Raw genomic sequence first — 17446 nt, 5'->3', positions numbered from 1 at the left:
GGTTTTTTTATGCCCGCAGCTAGGACCGAATACGGGCTTTTCGATCCAGTAAGTTATTGGTATGGGGATCGAAATAGCGGCTCGGCCAGATTTCCGCAGGGTGTATATCGAGCGTTTCGGCAATCAGCCATTCTCCTTTTGGCCAGGGACGCGACAGTGCGTTTGCCAGCGTTGATGAGCTAAGTCCTGCCTTGCGCGACACCGCCGCCAGTGTCGTTCCCTTCTTACGTAAAGCCGCAATGATATCCGCCGGATGCCAATCCTTATTCCTTGAGTTCATGTTTGCATTCCTTTTTTGATTAGCGAAAGTTCTGTTAGTGGTATAACTAACAGGTCAAGATTAATCGTTTGAACAACATGAAACGCTTATACGGAAACTAGGATACCACTAAATTTCTTAAAAAATATCCAATAAATTTCCTAAAAAAGATCTTCGCCTACTTTTGTCCAGAGAACATGGCCATGAAAAAAGAGTGGTTTGCCGCCAAGGAATTGACCGGCGTGGCAGGGTTACCTTCCTCACCACAGGGAATAAACTTGATGGCGCGTCGTGAAGGCTGGATCAGCCGCCGGCGCAAAGGCGTACAGGGAAAGGCGCTGGAGTATCACATTGACAGTTTGCCGACCGGTACGCGCAATTTACTGATCTTGAAAGAGGACCCGGCGCTGTATGAAGTTGAGCGCAAGGATCCGCTGACGGTGTGGATTGAGTATTATTACCACCTGACGGAGAGCGAACGCGAAAAGATGTTGGCTTTCCTGATGCGGGAAGGGATTGGCGGCCTACTGGCGCGTGTCTTTCCGGGGAAATGAACAGACCCGCATCGCGGGTCTGTGGAAACTGCAGGGCGTTTATTATTTCTTAAAAATCGCGTTGAACTGCAAGATGGGCTAATCCTTCCAGCGCGGCACGGTGGGCAGACTCCGGCAGCACCTGCAGTGCGGCAATCGCCTTGTCGGCCTCTTCCTCAGCGCGTTGGCGGGTATATTCCAGCGAGCCGCATTGCTCCATGGCCTGTAAAACCGGCTCCAGCAAATGACGACCGTTGCCCTGTTCAATCGCGCCGCGGATCATGGCTTTCTGCTCGCCTTCACTATTATGCATGGCATGCAGCAAGGGCAGCGTCGGTTTGCCCTCGTTAAGATCGTCACCGGTATTTTTACCCAGGGTGCTGCCGTCGGCGCTGTAATCGAGCAGGTCGTCGATCAGCTGGAAGGCGGTGCCAAGATAGCGGCCGTAATCCTGCAGCGCTTTTTCTTCTGCCTCGCTGGCGCCCGAAAGGATCGCCGAAGATTGTGCCGCCGCTTCGAACAGGCGTGCGGTTTTGCTGTAGATCACCCGCATGTAGCTTTCTTCGGTAATGTTCGGATCGTTCACGTTCATTAACTGCAGCACTTCACCTTCGGCAATCACATTGACCGCCTCGGACATCAGCGCCAATACACGGAGCGATTCCAGGCTGGTCATCATCTGGAAAGCACGCGTATAGATGAAGTCGCCAACCAATACGCTGGCGGCATTGCCGAAGGCGGCATTGGCAGTGGCCTTGCCGCGACGCATATCGGATTCATCCACCACATCATCATGCAGCAGGGTTGCGGTATGAATGAATTCGATCAGCGCAGCGACGGTAATGTGTTTATCACCCTGATAATGCAATGCCCGCGCCGCCAGAACGGCGATCATCGGGCGGATGCGTTTACCGCCACCACTGATAATGTAATAGCCAAGCTGATTGATGAGCGTGACATCGGAATTCAGCTGTTCGAGAATTGTTGCGTTCACGGCCGCCATATCTTGCGCGGTTAACTCGGTAATTTGCTCTAGGTTCATTGTATTTTTTTCAGCTGTGTTTCTCTTCACCGCGTTGAGATCGCTGCTCACATCGGTACATGGCGGTAACTGTCCTACTGATTGTACTTGAAAAACGCCTCAGATAAACGCCATGAAAGAAACTGTGCTTTTTTTCTTCTTTTTTGTACTTCTGGTCTTATTCTGCTCTTGTCATATGCTGGATTATTGCGTAGAATTCGCGCCCTATTGTGAATATTTATAGCGCGCTCTGTACTGAACAGTTGGGCACGCGGAAAGCGGAGTTTTATATGTACGCGGTTTTCCAAAGTGGTGGTAAACAACACCGAGTAAGCGAAGGTCAAACCGTTCGCTTGGAAAAGCTGGACATCGCAACTGGTGAAGCTGTTGAGTTTGACCAGATTCTGATGATTGCTAATGGCGAAGATATCAAAATCGGCGTTCCTTTCGTCGATGGCGGTAAGATCAAAGCTGAAGTCGTTGCTCACGGTCGTGGCGAGAAAATTAAGATTGTTAAGTTTCGTCGTCGTAAGCACCATCGTAAGCAGCAGGGCCACCGTCAGTGGTTCACTGACGTTAAAATCACCGGCATCAGCGCTTAAGTTAGGGGAGCAGATTAATGGCACACAAAAAGGCTGGCGGCTCGACTCGTAACGGTCGCGATTCAGAAGCTAAACGTCTGGGCGTTAAACGCTTTGGCGGCGAAGCAGTACTGGCAGGCAGCATCATCGTTCGTCAGCGCGGCACTAAATTCCACGCTGGTACCAACGTGGGTTGCGGCAAAGACCACACTCTGTTTGCTTTGAAAGACGGTAAAGTCAAATTCGAAGTTAAAGGCCCGAGCAATCGTAAATTCATCAGCATCGAAGCTGAATAATTTTTCGAGCCTTACGAAATAGATGTAAGCCCCGCAACTCGTTGCGGGGCTTTTTACATTTATGGGCTGCTTGTGCATCGGCCCGTCAGCGCTGGCAAAAGGTAAGATGGAAACGAAACAGCAGGTCGGAATTGGCATTTTCCTGGCGGTAACTACGGCAGTTTGCTGGGGTGCATTGCCGATTGCGATGAAAGAAGTGCTGGTAGTGATGGAGCCGTTTACCGTCGTTTGGTATCGATTTACCATCGCGGCGCTGGGGCTTGGGATCATTTTGGCCGTGCGCGGCAGATTGCCGCCGGTGACCATGTTCCGTCAACCACGCTGGCTGCTGATTTTGGCCATCGCCAGCGCGGGCCTGCTGGGGAATTTTATCTTCTTCAGCTCTTCGTTGCAGTACCTTAGCCCGACCGCATCGCAGGTCATCGGCCAGCTGTCGCCGGTCGGTATGATGTTTGCCAGCGTGCTGGTTTTAAAAGAGCGGATGCGCATCACCCAGGTGATTGGCGCACTGATGCTGATTTGCGGGCTGCTGTTGTTCTTCAATGTCAGCCTGATTGAGATTTTCACCCGCCTGACGGATTACACCCTGGGGGTGCTGTTGGGCGTGTGTGCGGCGATGGTCTGGGTGACTTATGGCGTGGCGCAGAAAGTGTTGCTACGTCGATTAGCCTCGCCGCAAATTCTGGTAATGTTGTACACTTTATGTGCGATCGCGCTATTCCCTCTGGCCAAGCCTGAGGTGATTTTCCAGCTCAGCGGCTGGCAATTAGCCTGTTTGCTGTTCTGTGGCGCCAACACGCTGATTGGCTATGGTGCACTGGCGGAAGCCATGGCGCGCTGGCAGGCGGCGCAGGTGAGTGCGTTAATCACGCTGACCCCGCTGTTTACCCTGCTGTTTTCAGATTTGTTGGCGCTGGCCTGGCCACACGTATTCGCCGCCCCGACATTGAATGTTGTCGGTTATGTCGGCGCTTTCGTCGTGGTAGCGGGCGCCATGTTTTCCGCAATTGGTCACCGTTGGTGGCCGCGACGGGCAGAAACCCGCCTGGTTGCTCCTTTGAAGCAGCCCGGTGAATGATTTACGGAGACGGTAAATGAAGTTTGTAGATGAAGCAGCGATTTTGGTCGTTGCAGGTGACGGTGGTAATGGTTGCGTCAGCTTCCGCCGCGAAAAGTATATCCCGAACGGCGGCCCTGATGGCGGTGACGGCGGCGATGGCGGCGACGTCTATCTGTTGGCGGACGAAAACCTCAACACGCTGATCGACTACCGCTTTGAGAAATCTTTCCGTGCTGAACGTGGCCAGAACGGCCAAAGCCGTGACTGTACCGGCAAGCGTGGCAAAGATATCACCATCAAGGTACCGGTCGGTACCCGCGTGCAGGATCAGGGCACCGGTGAGATCCTCGGTGACATGACTCGCCATGAACAACGTCTGATGGTGGCGAAGGGCGGTTGGCACGGTTTGGGCAACACCCGTTTTAAATCATCGGTTAACCGTGCGCCGCGCCAGAAAACGCTGGGCACCGCCGGTGAAGCACGTGACATCTTGCTGGAGCTGTTGCTGCTGGCCGATGTTGGCATGCTTGGCCTGCCAAACGCCGGCAAATCCACCTTCATTCGTGCAGTGTCTGCCGCTAAGCCGAAAGTGGCCGACTATCCATTTACCACTCTGGTCCCAAGCCTGGGCGTGGTACGTATGGATCACGAACAGAGCTTCGTTATTGCCGACATTCCTGGCTTGATCGAAGGGGCTTCCGACGGTGCCGGCCTGGGTATTCGCTTCCTGAAGCACCTGGAGCGTTGCCGCGTTCTGCTGCACCTGGTGGATATCGCACCTATCGATGAATCCGATCCGGTAGAAAACGCCAAAGTCATTATCAACGAGTTGAATCAATACAGCGAAAATCTGGCGCAGAAGCCACGCTGGCTGGTTTTCAACAAGGTTGACCTGATAGGTGAGGAAGAAGCTGCCGAGCGCGCCAAGGCGATTGCAGAAGGCATGGGCTGGGAAGGCAAGTACTACATGATCTCCGCGGTGAATCGCGAAGGCGTGAATGCGCTGTGCTGGGACGTGATGAAGTTCATCAACACCCAACCGAAAGCCATGGCTATCGAAGAAAGCGCACCGGAGAAAGTCGAGTTCATGTGGGATGATTACCACCGTGAACAGATCGCTGAAGTGGAAGCTGAAGCGGAAGACGATTGGGATGATGACTGGGACGAAGATGACGACGAAGGCGTCGAAATCATTTACCAGAAATAATCTTGCAAAGAAAAGGGCTCAGTTAAGAACTGGGCCCTTTTTTTATCGGCATTATTTGTTCAGGACATTCTCAGGTAACCAGCATTGTGCATTCAGCCCGTGCGTGTCGCGACGATTTTCCAGAGTCAGACGGCCCTGATGCAGTTGCACTATGCGAGTGACAATGTTCAGTCCCAGTCCGCTGCCGCCATAGCGCTGATCCATACGGCGGAATGCCTGTGTGAGCTCGCCTTCCATTTGTTCTTTGATTCCCGGGCCCTCATCCGTCACCTGCAACTGATAGCCGGGTTTCTGCTGTGTCAGCTGCACCTGAATGCTGCTGCCTTCCGGGCTGTAGCGGTGAGCATTTTCTACCAGATTACGCAGCAGCAGGCGAAGCAGGACCGGATCGCCATGCATCGGGGCCGCTGCCGGGAGCTGCCATTGCAGTTTTTGTCCGCGCTGGCGGGTCAACTCCTCAAGTTCTTCTTGTAGCGGCAGGATCACGTCGCTCACCCAATCGAAACGCTGATAGTGGCCGCTGGCAAAGTCTTGTCCGGCGCGTGCGAGCATCAGCAATTGTTCGACGGTATGCATCAGTTGATCGATGCGGGTGATCAACGGCTTACTTTGCGGGACCCCCTGTTTTTCCATTAACTCCAGGTGCAGTCGTATCCCCGCCAGTGGCGTACGTAACTCATGTGCGGCATCTGCGGTGAACAGTCGTTCCTGTTGAATGGTGTTATCCAACCGTGAGAACAGTTGGTTGAGTGTGGTGGTGACCGCCATAATTTCGAGGCTGTCTCCGCTGAGCGGCAGAGGCGTCAGGTTATCGGCGGAACGCTTCTCCAACCGTTGCTGCAGCTGATTGAGCGGGCGAATAATCCAGCTGATAGCCCAGAATGAGGCCAGCAGGGTGACGATCATCATGATCAGCGAAGGGGCGAGCAGTGAGGCTATCGCCTCGGCGATTTCCGTATCGACACGCTCGGTACGCACCTTGGCCGACAGGGTTTCATCCACCAGGAAACTGATTTGCTCCTGGCTTTCATGCCAGAGCCAAAAGGCGCTGATTAACTGGGTGACCAACAGGATCAGCGCCAGCATCAACAACAGACGACGGCGCATGCTGATCATGATGAGGATTCCAGACGATAGCCAATGCCACGAACGGTACGGATGCGGTCCTTGCCCAATTTACGGCGCAGGTTATGGATATGCACTTCCAGCGTGTTGGAGCCTAAATCATCCTGCCAGGTATAAAGATCCTGCTGCAACAGCTCGCGATTAACCGTTTGACCGGCGCGCATCATCAGGCGGGAGAGGATGGCGAATTCTTTCGGCGTCACCTCCACCGGCTGCTGCTGAACATAAACCTGCTGGCTGGAGAGATTGAGCTGGAGATCGTCCAACTGAATAAGATTGTCGCTGTGGCCCTGATAGCGGCGGATCAGGGCGCGCACGCGCGCCTGTAGTTCAACTAACGCGAAGGGCTTGACCAGGTAATCGTCAGCACCGGCATCCAGCCCGTCGACCCGGTCTTCCAGTGCGTCACGGGCGGTCAAAATCAGCACCGGCAGATCGACCTGCTGGCGGCGCCACTGCCGCAGCAGGCTGGCGCCATCCATGTCGGGCAAGCCCAGATCGAGGATAATCATGCTGTATTGGCTGGTGATGAGCAGAGCATTGGCCTCCGCTGCCGTGGCGGCGCAGTCACAGGCATAGCCTTCCCCGGCTAATGCCAGTGCCAACCCTTGTTGCAGCAGCTCATCGTCTTCCACAATCAGCAGTTTCATCATAACCCTCAGTTATTCTGATAAATATCCCGGTACAGGCGGCTTTCGAAACGCACCAGTGGTGCTCGACGCTGCTTTTGATCTTCCGGCGGTACGGCATAGCCTGACAGATATTGTACGAAGGCAAAACGCTGGCCGCTGGCGGTTGTAATAAATCCGGCCAGGTTATATACGCCCTGTAGCGCACCGGTTTTGGCGGACACCTTGCCGTCAACACCGGCTTCGTGCAGCCCGCCACGGTAGCGCAGCGTTCCGTCGTAACCGGACAGCGGCAGCATCGAAATAAAGTTCAGCTCGCTGTCATGCTGCGCAATGTATTGCAGCGCCTGCATCATGGTCGCCGGAGCCAGCAGGTTATGGCGTGAAAGGCCTGAGCCGTCTACCACGATGCTGTTGCCCAAATCCACGCCGGCCTTCTGACGCAGCACCTGACGCACGGCGTCAGCGCCAGCACGCCAGGTACCCGGAACGCCAAAACGTTCATGACCGATGGTACGGAAGACGGTATCGGCAATCATGTTGTCCGATTTCTTCAGCATAATTTTCAGCAATTCGTGCAACGGCGCTGATTGAGTCTGGGCGATCACCGTGCCTTTCAGGCCCGGCTGCGTCTGGCGCTTCAGGTGTCCGTTGATCTGGATACCGGCTTGGGTCAGCTCATCTTTCAGGATCGCCCCGGCATAGCTGGCACCATCCTGAATGGCGAAGGCCAGCGGCAACGGTTCGCTACGTTGGGTCAGGCAACCGGTCAGGGTAAAGCGGTTCAATTCGCCCGGCACCACATCCAGCTCGCAGTATTGGGCATCCGCAGACCCTTTCGCCAATGTGCGAACCTGGCTAAACATATTGACCGGATAATAGGAGGCCACGCGAATAAAGGCCATATCGCCCGGATTGGGGGCGCTGTACAGCGACACTGAGAAACAGTTGCGGTCGACTATCGCCGCCGCCGGCGGTGCGCTGAAACACTGCGTCAGGTCGTTCCACGGCCAGCCGGGGGCTTTGTCATGGCTGGCGAATACCGAGGTATCGACCAGCACATCGCCGGTAATCTGGCGCACGCCCTGTTTTTTCAGGATCGCCACCATGTTGCGCAGGCTCTGGCGCTTAAAGGTCGGATCGCCGCCAAAGCGAGCAATCAGGTTGCCGCGCAGCACGCCGTCGCTGATGTCGCCCTGGCTCTCCAGCGTGGTGATGAAGCGATAGTCTGGGCCGAGCTGCAACAAGGCAGCTAAAGCGGTCAGTACTTTTTGGGTACTGGCCGGCAACGCCATTTGCTGAGAGTGATAATCGATGGTCGGAGCGCTAGCGCCGATCTTCTGAACTACCAGGGCAAGGTTGGCCCCATCAGGCAAATATTGTGTGTAATCTTCAACCGGGGCCGCATTCGCATTCAGAACAAATGCGCAAGCCAATGCACTGACAATTCGTGAAAAACGCATAATCTCGGGATAACAGCTGGATAACGTGCCGTCATACTACGGTGCATTCAGGGAAAAAGTAAACGATGACCCTCAAGGAACTCTAGGCTAAAATGCGTATCAAAATGCAAAATCGATCCTGACTTGGGCAAGGGTTCCGAGTCAGGCTTCTTTTGTTTATCGCCTGGAGGCGGGGGGCACGTACCCACCGTTTTTTCATACGAACACGTCAGGATGACGGCTATTTGAACAGGAAAGATTTAGAGGTATTTATACTATGAAACAGATTCCGATGACCTTGTTTGGCGCTGAAAAACTGCGCGAAGAACTCGAATATTTGAAAGGCGTGCGCCGTCCGAAAATCATTGCGGACATCGCTGACGCCCGTGAACACGGCGATTTGAAAGAAAACGCAGAGTATCATGCGGCGCGTGAGCAGCAGGGATTCTGTGAAGGACGTATCCAGGAAATTGAAGCCAAGCTGTCGAACGCGCAGGTGATCGATATCACCAAGATGCCAAACAATGGCCGCGTGATTTTTGGCGCTACCGTATCGGTGCTGAACCTGGATAGCGAAGAAGAAGTGACCTACCGTATCGTTGGCGACGACGAAGCTGATTTCAAGAAAAATCTGATTTCTGTCAATTCGCCTATGGCACGTGGCCTGATCGGCAAAGAACAAGATGATGTGGTTGTGATAAAAACCCCGGGTGGCGATGTCGATTATGAGATCTTGAAGGTTGAATATCTCTGATCACCTTCCAATCGTGCAGAAAATCGCCAGGGTTTTGTAAAGAAAGGAAAAAGGCCGCGTGCGGCCTTTTATCTGAATCAGGTGCATGGCACCTTTTCGTTAACCCAATGCTTATTAACGCGGTAGACTGATCTTGCGCTCTTTAGACGGGCGGTAAAGAATAAGCGTACTACCGATGACTTGCACATTGCAGGCACCCGTTTCGCGCACGATAGCGTCGGCGATCAGGGTTTTGGTTTCGCGATCTTCAGCAGCGATTTTTACCTTGATCAGCTCATGATGCTCCAGAGCCTGTTCAATTTCAGCCAGCACCCCTTCGGTGAGACCGTTATTACCCAGCATGACAACCGGTTTTAACGGATGCGCCAGGCCTTTCAGGTGCTGTTTTTGTTTATTATTCAGATTCATTGTCTTTTTTGCTTAAGTTGGGATTGAAAACGGTACATTCTACCGCCATCTCATGTATATCACCAAATCGGTCTTCATCGGTGTGAGTCTACATGAGCTGCGAACCTGACATTAAGACTCTTTTTATGATAGTTGGAAAACGAGATGGCTAATAAAAAGCGTTCTGCTAGCTCCAGTCGCTGGTTACAAGAACACTTTAGCGATAAATATGTGCAACAGGCGCAGAAAAAAGGGCTACGTTCGCGCGCCTGGTTTAAACTTGATGAAATACAGCAGAGTGACAAACTGTTTAAACCTGGCATGACCGTAGTAGATTTAGGTGCGGCGCCGGGTGGTTGGTCGCAGTATGTCGTGACCCAGATTGGCGGTTCCGGCCGCATCATCGCCTGTGATATTTTGCCAATGGATCCTATCGTTGGCGTCGATTTCCTTCAGGGCGATTTTCGTGATGAACTGGTGCTCAAGGCTCTGTTGGAACGTGTAGGTGAAAGTAAGGTTCAGGTGGTCATGTCTGACATGGCCCCGAATATGAGTGGCACTCCGGCCGTCGATATTCCAAGATCGATGTATCTGGTGGAATTAGCACTGGGAATGTGTCGTGATGTCCTCGCACCAGGCGGAAGTTTCCTGGTGAAGGTGTTCCAGGGAGATGGCTTTGACGAGTACCTACGGGAAATTCGCTCCCTGTTTACGAAGGTTAAGATTCGTAAGCCAGACGCTTCCCGCGCACGTTCGCGCGAAGTGTACATTGTAGCGACAGGGCGCAAGCTGTAGTACCCTAACGCTGTTTGTTAACACAGTTGTAATATGAGGTTAATCCCTTGAGTGACATGGCGAAAAACCTAATTCTCTGGTTAGTCATCGCGGTAGTGTTGATGTCTGTATTCCAGAGCTTTGGGCCCAGCGAGTCGAATGGCCGTAGGGTGGATTACTCTACCTTCATGTCCGAACTGACCCAAGATCAGGTTCGCGAAGCGCGAATCAATGGACGTGAAATTAACGTTACCAAGAAAGACAGTAACAAATACACGACCTACATCCCTGTCAACGATCCTAAGTTGCTGGATACGTTGTTGACCAAGAATGTGAAAGTGGTTGGTGAACCGCCTGAAGAGCCGAGTTTGCTGGCTTCTATCTTTATTTCATGGTTCCCGATGCTGTTGCTGATCGGGGTCTGGATCTTCTTCATGCGTCAAATGCAGGGCGGCGGCGGCAAGGGCGCGATGTCCTTCGGCAAGAGCAAGGCCCGCATGCTGACGGAAGACCAGATCAAAACCACTTTTGCTGACGTTGCCGGCTGTGATGAAGCGAAAGACGAAGTAAGCGAACTGGTGGAATACCTGCGCGAGCCGAGCCGTTTCCAGAAGCTGGGCGGCAAGATCCCGAAAGGCGTGCTGATGGTTGGCCCGCCGGGGACAGGTAAAACCCTGCTGGCGAAAGCGATCGCCGGTGAGGCGAAAGTGCCGTTCTTCACCATTTCCGGTTCTGACTTCGTGGAAATGTTTGTGGGTGTCGGTGCTTCCCGTGTGCGTGACATGTTCGAGCAGGCGAAGAAAGCGGCACCGTGCATCATCTTTATCGATGAAATCGATGCCGTCGGTCGCCAGCGTGGTGCCGGCCTGGGCGGCGGTCATGACGAACGTGAGCAGACGCTGAACCAGATGCTGGTTGAGATGGACGGCTTTGAAGGCAACGAAGGTATCATCGTTATCGCTGCGACCAACCGTCCAGACGTGCTTGACCCGGCGTTGCTGCGTCCAGGCCGTTTCGACCGCCAGGTTGTGGTGGGCTTGCCGGACGTGCGTGGCCGTGAGCAGATCCTGAAAGTGCATTCACGCCGCGTGCCACTGGCACCCGATGTTGATGCTTCTGTACTGGCTCGTGGTACGCCTGGCTTCTCCGGTGCTGACCTGGCCAACCTGGTCAACGAAGCTGCGCTGTTTGCCGCACGTGGAAACAAACGTGTTGTGTCGATGGTGGAGTTCGAAAAAGCCAAAGACAAGATCATGATGGGTGCAGAACGTCGCTCCATGGTGATGACCGAAGCGCAGAAAGAGTCGACCGCGTATCACGAAGCTGGCCACGCCATTATTGGTCGCCTGGTTCCTGAGCACGATCCGGTGCATAAGGTCACGATTATTCCTCGTGGCCGTGCGTTGGGTGTGACCTTCTTCCTGCCGGAAGGGGATGCGATCAGCGCCAGCCGTCAGAAGCTGGAAAGCCAAATCTCTACTCTGTACGGCGGTCGTCTGGCTGAAGAGATCATTTACGGACCGGAAAAAGTCTCTACCGGTGCCTCGAACGACATTAAAGTGGCGACCTCGATTGCACGCAACATGGTGACCCAATGGGGCTTCTCCGAGAAGCTGGGGCCATTGCTGTATGCGGAAGAAGAGGGCGAAGTGTTCCTGGGCCGTTCAGTGGCCAAGGCGAAGCACATGTCGGACGAAACCGCGCGCATTATCGACCAGGAAGTTAAATCCCTGATTGAACGTAACTATGTGCGAGCGCGTTCGCTGTTGATGGAAAACATGGACATCCTGCATTCAATGAAGGACGCCCTGATGAAGTACGAAACCATCGACGCGCCGCAGATTGACGATCTGATGAACCGTAAAGACGTGCGTCCGCCAGCGGGTTGGGACGATGTGGGCAAGGGCAGCAATTCCGACAACGGTGGCACACCAAAAGCCCCGACGCCGGTTGATGAACCGCGCACACCAAACCCAGGCAATACCATGTCTGAACAGCTAGACAAGTAACTTTGGCTGTGTAATAACATCGAACCCCGGCATGCCGGGGTTTTTTATTGCCCGGCGGGCAGTGAACCAGGCAACAGTAAGGTGGATTAGCAATGCAGTTAACCGTGCGAGACATGACTCTCGATCTTTCCCATCCGCGGGTGATGGGGATCCTCAACGTGACCCCGGATTCTTTTTCTGACGGCGGCCAGCACAACCAGCTCAATCAGGCTTTGCTGCACGCGCATGCGCTGATTTCGGCCGGTGCGACCATGATTGATGTGGGCGGCGAGTCGACCAGACCGGGAGCGGCTGAGGTCAGCGAAGACGAAGAGATCGCGCGCGTAGTCCCCGTCGTTGAAGCCATTGCCCGGCGTTTTGAAGTTTTTATCTCGGTGGATACTTCGAAAGCGGGGGTGATCCGCGAGTCGGCTCAGGCCGGTGCGCACCTGATCAACGACGTTCGCTCATTGCAGGAGCCGGGCGCATTGGCCGCTGCGGCGGAAAGCGGGTTGCCAGTGTGCCTGATGCACATGCAGGGCGAGCCACGAACCATGCAGCAGGCACCGCACTACGACGATCTTATTGGCGATGTGAACGCCTTTTTTCAGCATCATATCGAACGCTGTAATGCCGCCGGTATTACAAATCAGAAATTGCTGCTCGACCCCGGGTTCGGTTTCGGTAAGAATTTAGCGCACAATTATCAGCTTCTGGCCAGATTGTCTGAGTTTCATCACTTCGGCCTGCCGCTTTTGGTGGGAATGTCGCGTAAGTCGATGATTGGGCAACTGCTGAATGTCCCCCCTGATCAGCGGGTTATCGGCAGCGTAGCCTGCGCGGTTATCGCCGCCATGCAGGGAGCGCAGATTGTCAGAGTGCATGACGTTAAAGAAACCGTCGAGGCGATGCGTGTCGTCGAGGCAACCATTTCAGCTAAGGGATGATAGAGACATGAGCGAGCGCAAATATTTTGGTACCGACGGCATTCGTGGCAAGGTCGGTGAGAGTCCTATTACCCCTGATTTCGTTCTGAAACTGGGCTGGGCGGCGGGCAAGGTGCTGGCACGCCACGGTTCTCGTAAAATTATTATCGGCAAAGACACCCGTATCTCAGGTTACATGCTTGAGTCGGCTTTGGAAGCCGGTCTTGCCGCAGCGGGGCTGTCTGCTTCCTTCACGGGGCCAATGCCGACGCCGGCGGTAGCCTATTTGACGCGTACCTTCCGTGCTGAAGCCGGTATTGTGATCTCGGCTTCTCATAACCCTTTTTACGACAACGGCATTAAATTCTTCTCCATTGATGGCGCGAAGCTGCCGGACCATGTGGAAGAAGCCATTGAAGCCGAAATGGAAAAACCGCTGACCTGCGTAGAATCTTCCGAACTGGGTAAAGCGAGCCGGATCATCGATGCCGCCGGCCGTTACATCGAATTCTGTAAAGGCACCTTCCCGAGCGAACTGAGCCTGAAAGGCCTGAAAATTGTGGTGGACTGCGCCAACGGCGCGACCTATCACATTGCGCCGAGCGTGCTGCGTGAACTGGGTGCCACGGTGATTGCCATCGGCGTTGAACCGGACGGCATGAACATCAATGAAAAATGCGGTGCAACAGACGTTCGCCAACTGCAAGAGCGCGTGCTGCAGGAGAAAGCGCACGTCGGTCTGGCATTTGACGGTGACGGTGACCGGGTGATGATGGTTGATCACCTTGGCCACAAGGTCGACGGCGACCAGATCCTTTACATCATTGCCCGTGAAGGGTTGCGTCAGGGCCAACTGCGCGGTGGCGCGGTAGGCACGCTGATGAGCAACATGGGGCTCGAACTGGCACTTAAGCAACTGGGCATTCCCTTCGCTCGCGCCAAAGTCGGTGACCGCTATGTACTGGAGAAGCTGCAGGAACTGGGATGGCGCATTGGTGCGGAGAACTCCGGCCATGTAATCCTGCTGGATAAAACTACCACCGGTGACGGCATCGTTGCCGGTCTGCAGGTGCTGACGGCGATGGTCCGCAACAACATGAGCCTGCACGACCTGTGCAGCGGCATGAAATTACTGCCGCAGATCCTGGTCAACGTGCGTTTTGTCGGCGAACACAACCCGCTGGAATCGGAAGAGGTGCGTAAAATCACCGAGCAGGTCGAGGCTGAACTGGCCGGCCGCGGCCGCGTGCTGCTACGTAAATCCGGTACCGAGCCGCTGATCCGCGTGATGGTGGAAGGCGAGGACGAGCAGCAAGTGACGGCATTGGCACATCGCATTGCCGACGCGGTGAAATCTGCTGGCTAACGCTTTTTTGATCGGTCCGGGGGCAACCGCTGCCCTCGGAAATCACAGCCTGCGAATTTTATTGGCGTTTTTTTCCGCAAACGCGCCGGTGGCTGCAAATTGCCCTTGCGTGGTTTGGCGCCTTTGGTTAGTATTCACACCCGCTTCAGTGGGCAGTTTGATATAACGCCTGCGACTTCTTAATAGAATTAGAAGCCTTTGGGGTGTGAAGCATTTGGCACGCGGTGAAGCCGCAAGGATACGGGTACAACTATGTACGAAGCTCTTCTGGTAATTTTCCTGCTGATCTCAATCGGGCTGGTTGCTCTGATTATGCTGCAGCAAGGTAAAGGCGCTGATATGGGAGCCTCATTCGGAGCAGGTGCTTCTGGCACATTGTTCGGTTCGAGCGGTTCCGGTAACTTCATGACCCGCATGACGGCTGTGCTGGCGACGCTGTTCTTCGTCATCAGTCTGATCCTGGGCAACCTGAGCACCAACCAGAGCAAGAAAGGCAGCGAGTGGGAAAACCTGGGTCAGCCAGTGAAATCTGAGCAGACTACCGCGCCGGCAGCACCAACCAAGCCGAGCAGCGATATCCCGCAGTAAGCAGCACGCAGTAACAGAGTTTGAAAACGGTTGTTATTACCTCATTAAAATAACGGCCGTTAGCAGTAAGAATCAGTACCGAGGTGGTGGAATTGGTAGACACGCTACCTTGAGGTGGTAGTGCCCTAACGGGCTTGTGGGTTCGAGTCCCATCCTCGGTACCAAATCCCAGAGATAACTTGCAATTTTGCGATTATCGGCGTAATATTTGCCACGTTTTCGGACGCGGGGTGGAGCAGCCTGGTAGCTCGTCGGGCTCATAACCCGAAGGTCGTCGGTTCAAATCCGGCCCCCGCAACCACTTTCCTTTAAGTGTTTATTTTCAAATACACTTTTCGATTGAATTCCGCTTTTCTCGATCAACATTTGAAAATGACACTTGTTAGAAAGTTGCACCGAAGCCGCTTAGCGGCAAACAGGGTCCAGTTGCATAAAGCCCCGAATTTTCGGGGTTTTTTGTTATTTGGCAACAGAATCACTGGGCTATTAGGCCCTTTTTTTATGTCTTGGGGGTGGGCTTGTCCACATTAGAGCAAAAATTAACAGAGATGCTTTCGGCACCGGTAGAAGCGTTGGGCTTTGAACTTGTAGGCATCGAATTTATTCGTGCGCGCCAATCGACGCTCCGTATCTATATTGACAGTGAAAACGGCATCAATGTTGACGATTGCGCTGATGTCAGCCACCAGGTCAGCGCTGTATTGGACGTCGAAGAGCCAATCACAGTCGCTTACAACTTGGAAGTCTCCTCTCCTGGCCTTGATCGCCCGATGTTCACCGCCGAACACTATACTCGTTTCCTCGGTGATGAAGTCAGCTTGGTCCTGCGCATGGCCGTACAGAACCGTCGCAAATGGCAGGGCATTATCAAGTCTGTCGATGGCGAGATGATCACGGTTACTGTGGAAGGGAAAGATGAAGTGTTCGCGCTGAGCAATATCCAGAAAGCGAACCTGGTACCCCACTTTTAAAGTTTGGATGAGGCAACTAGGATGAATAAAGAGATTCTGGCTGTTGTTGAAGCTGTTTCCAATGAAAAATCCCTTCCGCGTGAGAAGATTTTCGAAGCGCTGGAAACCGCATTAGCCACCGCCACCAAGAAAAAATACGAGCAGGAAATCGAAGTTCGCGTCAGCATTGACCGCAAAACTGGCGATTTCGATACCTTCCGCCGTTGGGTCGCCGTAGATGAAGTGACTCAGCCAACGCGTGAAATCACGCTGGAAGCTGCGCAGTATGAAGAGCCAGGCATCGAGCTGGGCGGTTACATCGAAGATCAGATTGAATCTGTGACCTTCGACCGTATCACCACTCAAACCGCGAAGCAGGTTATCGTACAGAAAGTACGTGAAGCCGAGCGCGCTATGGTCGTTGATGCTTTCCGTCAGCACGAAGGTGAAATCGTCACCGGCGTAGTGAAGAAAGTTAACCGTGACAGCATTGCGCTGGATCTGGGCAGCAACGCCGAAGCGGTAATTGGCCGTGAAGACATGCTGCCGCGCGAAAACTTCCGTCCAGGCGACCGCATCCGCGGCATCCTGTACGCCGTTCGTCCCGAAGCCCGTGGTGCCCAGCTGTTCGTCAGCCGCTCCAGCGCCGAGATGCTGAAAGAACTGTTCCGCATCGAAGTACCGGAAATCGGCGAAGAAGTGATTGAAATTAAAGCGGCAGCCCGCGATCCAGGCTCCCGTGCGAAAATTGCAGTGAAAACCAACGACAAACGCATCGACCCGGTCGGCGCTTGCGTAGGTATGCGCGGTGCGCGCGTTCAGGCCGTTTCGAGCGAGCTCGGCGGTGAACGTATCGACATCATCCTGTGGGATGATAACCCTGCGCAGTTCGTCATCAACGCCATGGCGCCGGCAGACGTTGCCTCGATCGTGGTTGATGAAGATAATTGCACTATGGATATCGCCGTTGAAGCCAGCAATCTGGCACAGGCGATCGGCCGTAATGGCCAAAACGTGCGTTTGGCATCCCAGCTGTTAAAACAACACCGTGACGACGACCGTTGGGAACTGAACGTGATGACGGCGGACGATCTGCAGGCCAAGCACCAGGCCGAAGCTCATGCCGCCATTGATACCTTCACCAAGTATCTTGATATCGACGAAGATTTCGCCACCGTACTGGTTGAAGAAGGCTTCTCTACGCTGGAAGAATTGGCTTACGTGCCAATCAAAGAGCTGCTGGAAATCGACGGTCTGGATGAAGATATGGTTGAAGCGTTGCGCGATCGCGCCAAAGCTGCATTGACCACGCTGGCCCTGGCCCAAGAAGAAAGCCTGGGCGACCAAAAACCTGCTGACGATTTGCTCAACCTTCCGGGTCTTGAGCGCAGCATGGCCTTTAAACTGGCCGCGCGTGGGGTTTGTACGCTGGAAGATCTTGCCGAGCAGGGTGTTGACGATCTGGCTGATATTGAAGGGCTTAGCGATGAGCAAGCCGGCGAGCTGATTATGGCCGCACGTAATATCTGTTGGTTTGGCGACAACGCGTAATAAACTGTA

19 protein-coding genes and 2 tRNA genes are annotated in these 17446 nt (G+C 54.0%); 15 read left to right on the top strand and 6 right to left on the bottom strand.

The features are described from left to right. Positions 1–19 precede the first annotated feature (19 nt). On the bottom strand, positions 20–280 hold the full coding sequence (locus ACMGG1_RS22200) for a helix-turn-helix domain-containing protein (RefSeq protein WP_020824939.1): 261 nt from the start codon (positions 278–280) through the stop codon (positions 20–22). Positions 281–462: 182 nt separating this feature from the next. Here ACMGG1_RS22200 and ACMGG1_RS22195 point away from each other — a divergent pair, with 182 nt between their 5' ends. Then, positions 463–813 (top strand): DNA-binding protein, encoded by a 351-nt coding sequence (locus tag ACMGG1_RS22195; protein WP_020824940.1) that lies wholly within the window; start codon positions 463–465, stop codon positions 811–813. 49 nt (positions 814–862) lie between these two features. On the opposite strand, the gene ispB is transcribed toward ACMGG1_RS22195, so the two are convergent. Beyond that, positions 863–1834, bottom strand: a complete 972-nt coding sequence (gene ispB, locus ACMGG1_RS22190; RefSeq protein ID WP_020824941.1) for an octaprenyl diphosphate synthase — start codon at positions 1832–1834, stop codon at positions 863–865. A 269-nt stretch (positions 1835–2103) separates the two neighbouring features. On the opposite strand from ispB, the gene rplU reads away from it, so the two are divergent. The 4 genes from rplU (at position 2104) to cgtA (ending at position 4957) form a co-directional block, all read left to right on the top strand. Further along, positions 2104–2415, top strand: coding sequence for a 50S ribosomal protein L21 (gene rplU / locus ACMGG1_RS22185; protein WP_004933561.1), 312 nt, complete (start codon positions 2104–2106; stop codon positions 2413–2415). A 17-nt stretch (positions 2416–2432) separates the two neighbouring features. After that, positions 2433–2690, top strand: a complete 258-nt coding sequence (gene rpmA / locus ACMGG1_RS22180) for a 50S ribosomal protein L27 (protein WP_004933559.1) — start codon at positions 2433–2435, stop codon at positions 2688–2690. A 106-nt stretch (positions 2691–2796) separates the two neighbouring features. Then, a complete protein-coding gene (locus ACMGG1_RS22175; protein WP_414161027.1) occupies positions 2797–3768 on the top strand; it encodes a DMT family transporter in 972 nt (323 codons plus the stop codon). 16 nt (positions 3769–3784) lie between these two features. Next, a complete protein-coding gene (gene cgtA, locus ACMGG1_RS22170) occupies positions 3785–4957 on the top strand; it encodes an Obg family GTPase CgtA (RefSeq protein WP_020824943.1) in 1173 nt (390 codons plus the stop codon). A gap of 51 nt (positions 4958–5008) precedes the next feature. Here the strand turns inward: cgtA and pmrB are convergent, their stop codons facing one another. The 3 genes from pmrB to dacB are packed head-to-tail and all read right to left on the bottom strand — an operon-like array spanning position 5009 to position 8174. Further along, positions 5009–6073: a two-component system sensor histidine kinase PmrB gene (gene pmrB / locus ACMGG1_RS22165; RefSeq protein WP_142816072.1), complete on the bottom strand. Its 1065-nt coding sequence runs from the start codon at positions 6071–6073 to the stop codon at positions 5009–5011. After that, positions 6070–6732 carry a two-component system response regulator PmrA gene (gene pmrA, locus ACMGG1_RS22160; RefSeq protein ID WP_020824945.1) on the bottom strand — a complete coding sequence of 221 codons (663 nt, stop codon included), beginning with the start codon at positions 6730–6732 and terminating at the stop codon, positions 6070–6072. The genes pmrB and pmrA overlap by 4 nt, the downstream gene beginning before the upstream one ends. Positions 6733–6740: 8 nt before the next feature. Beyond that, positions 6741–8174, bottom strand: coding sequence for a serine-type D-Ala-D-Ala carboxypeptidase (gene dacB / locus ACMGG1_RS22155; RefSeq protein WP_414161026.1), 1434 nt, complete (start codon positions 8172–8174; stop codon positions 6741–6743). A gap of 256 nt (positions 8175–8430) precedes the next feature. Here dacB and greA point away from each other — a divergent pair, with 256 nt between their 5' ends. Next, complete coding sequence (gene greA, locus ACMGG1_RS22150) at positions 8431–8907, top strand: transcription elongation factor GreA (protein ID WP_020824947.1); 477 nt, start codon at positions 8431–8433, stop codon at positions 8905–8907. Positions 8908–9021: 114 nt separating this feature from the next. Here the strand turns inward: greA and yhbY are convergent, their stop codons facing one another. Next, on the bottom strand, positions 9022–9315 hold the full coding sequence (yhbY, locus tag ACMGG1_RS22145) for a ribosome assembly RNA-binding protein YhbY (RefSeq protein WP_004933536.1): 294 nt from the start codon (positions 9313–9315) through the stop codon (positions 9022–9024). A 144-nt stretch (positions 9316–9459) separates the two neighbouring features. On the opposite strand from yhbY, the gene rlmE reads away from it, so the two are divergent. The 9 genes from rlmE (at position 9460) to nusA (ending at position 17437) form a co-directional block, all read left to right on the top strand. Then, complete coding sequence (gene rlmE / locus ACMGG1_RS22140; protein WP_012004940.1) at positions 9460–10089, top strand: 23S rRNA (uridine(2552)-2'-O)-methyltransferase RlmE; 630 nt, start codon at positions 9460–9462, stop codon at positions 10087–10089. Between the two features lie 56 nt (positions 10090–10145). Continuing rightward, positions 10146–12077 (top strand): ATP-dependent zinc metalloprotease FtsH, encoded by a 1932-nt coding sequence (gene ftsH / locus ACMGG1_RS22135; RefSeq protein ID WP_041414147.1) that lies wholly within the window; start codon positions 10146–10148, stop codon positions 12075–12077. A gap of 92 nt (positions 12078–12169) precedes the next feature. Next, on the top strand, positions 12170–13003 hold the full coding sequence (gene folP / locus ACMGG1_RS22130) for a dihydropteroate synthase (RefSeq protein ID WP_020824949.1): 834 nt from the start codon (positions 12170–12172) through the stop codon (positions 13001–13003). A gap of 7 nt (positions 13004–13010) precedes the next feature. Continuing rightward, a complete protein-coding gene (glmM, locus tag ACMGG1_RS22125; RefSeq protein ID WP_020824950.1) occupies positions 13011–14348 on the top strand; it encodes a phosphoglucosamine mutase in 1338 nt (445 codons plus the stop codon). A 252-nt stretch (positions 14349–14600) separates the two neighbouring features. Further along, a complete protein-coding gene (secG, locus tag ACMGG1_RS22120) occupies positions 14601–14936 on the top strand; it encodes a preprotein translocase subunit SecG (RefSeq protein WP_020824951.1) in 336 nt (111 codons plus the stop codon). Positions 14937–15013: 77 nt separating this feature from the next. Next, positions 15014–15100 (top strand) — tRNA-Leu (locus tag ACMGG1_RS22115). 60 nt (positions 15101–15160) lie between these two features. Next, positions 15161–15237 (top strand) — tRNA-Met (locus ACMGG1_RS22110). A gap of 217 nt (positions 15238–15454) precedes the next feature. Beyond that, a complete protein-coding gene (gene rimP, locus ACMGG1_RS22105) occupies positions 15455–15907 on the top strand; it encodes a ribosome maturation factor RimP (RefSeq protein WP_071827073.1) in 453 nt (150 codons plus the stop codon). A 21-nt stretch (positions 15908–15928) separates the two neighbouring features. Beyond that, positions 15929–17437, top strand: coding sequence for a transcription termination factor NusA (nusA, locus tag ACMGG1_RS22100; protein WP_004952855.1), 1509 nt, complete (start codon positions 15929–15931; stop codon positions 17435–17437). Positions 17438–17446: the final 9 nt, after the last annotated feature.

Source organism: Serratia sp. BNK-12, assembly GCF_047456085.1.
Lineage (GTDB): Bacteria > Pseudomonadota > Gammaproteobacteria > Enterobacterales > Enterobacteriaceae > Serratia > Serratia liquefaciens.
Note: the sequence above shows the minus strand (reverse complement) of the source record. Positions and strands in the feature narration are given on the sequence as shown.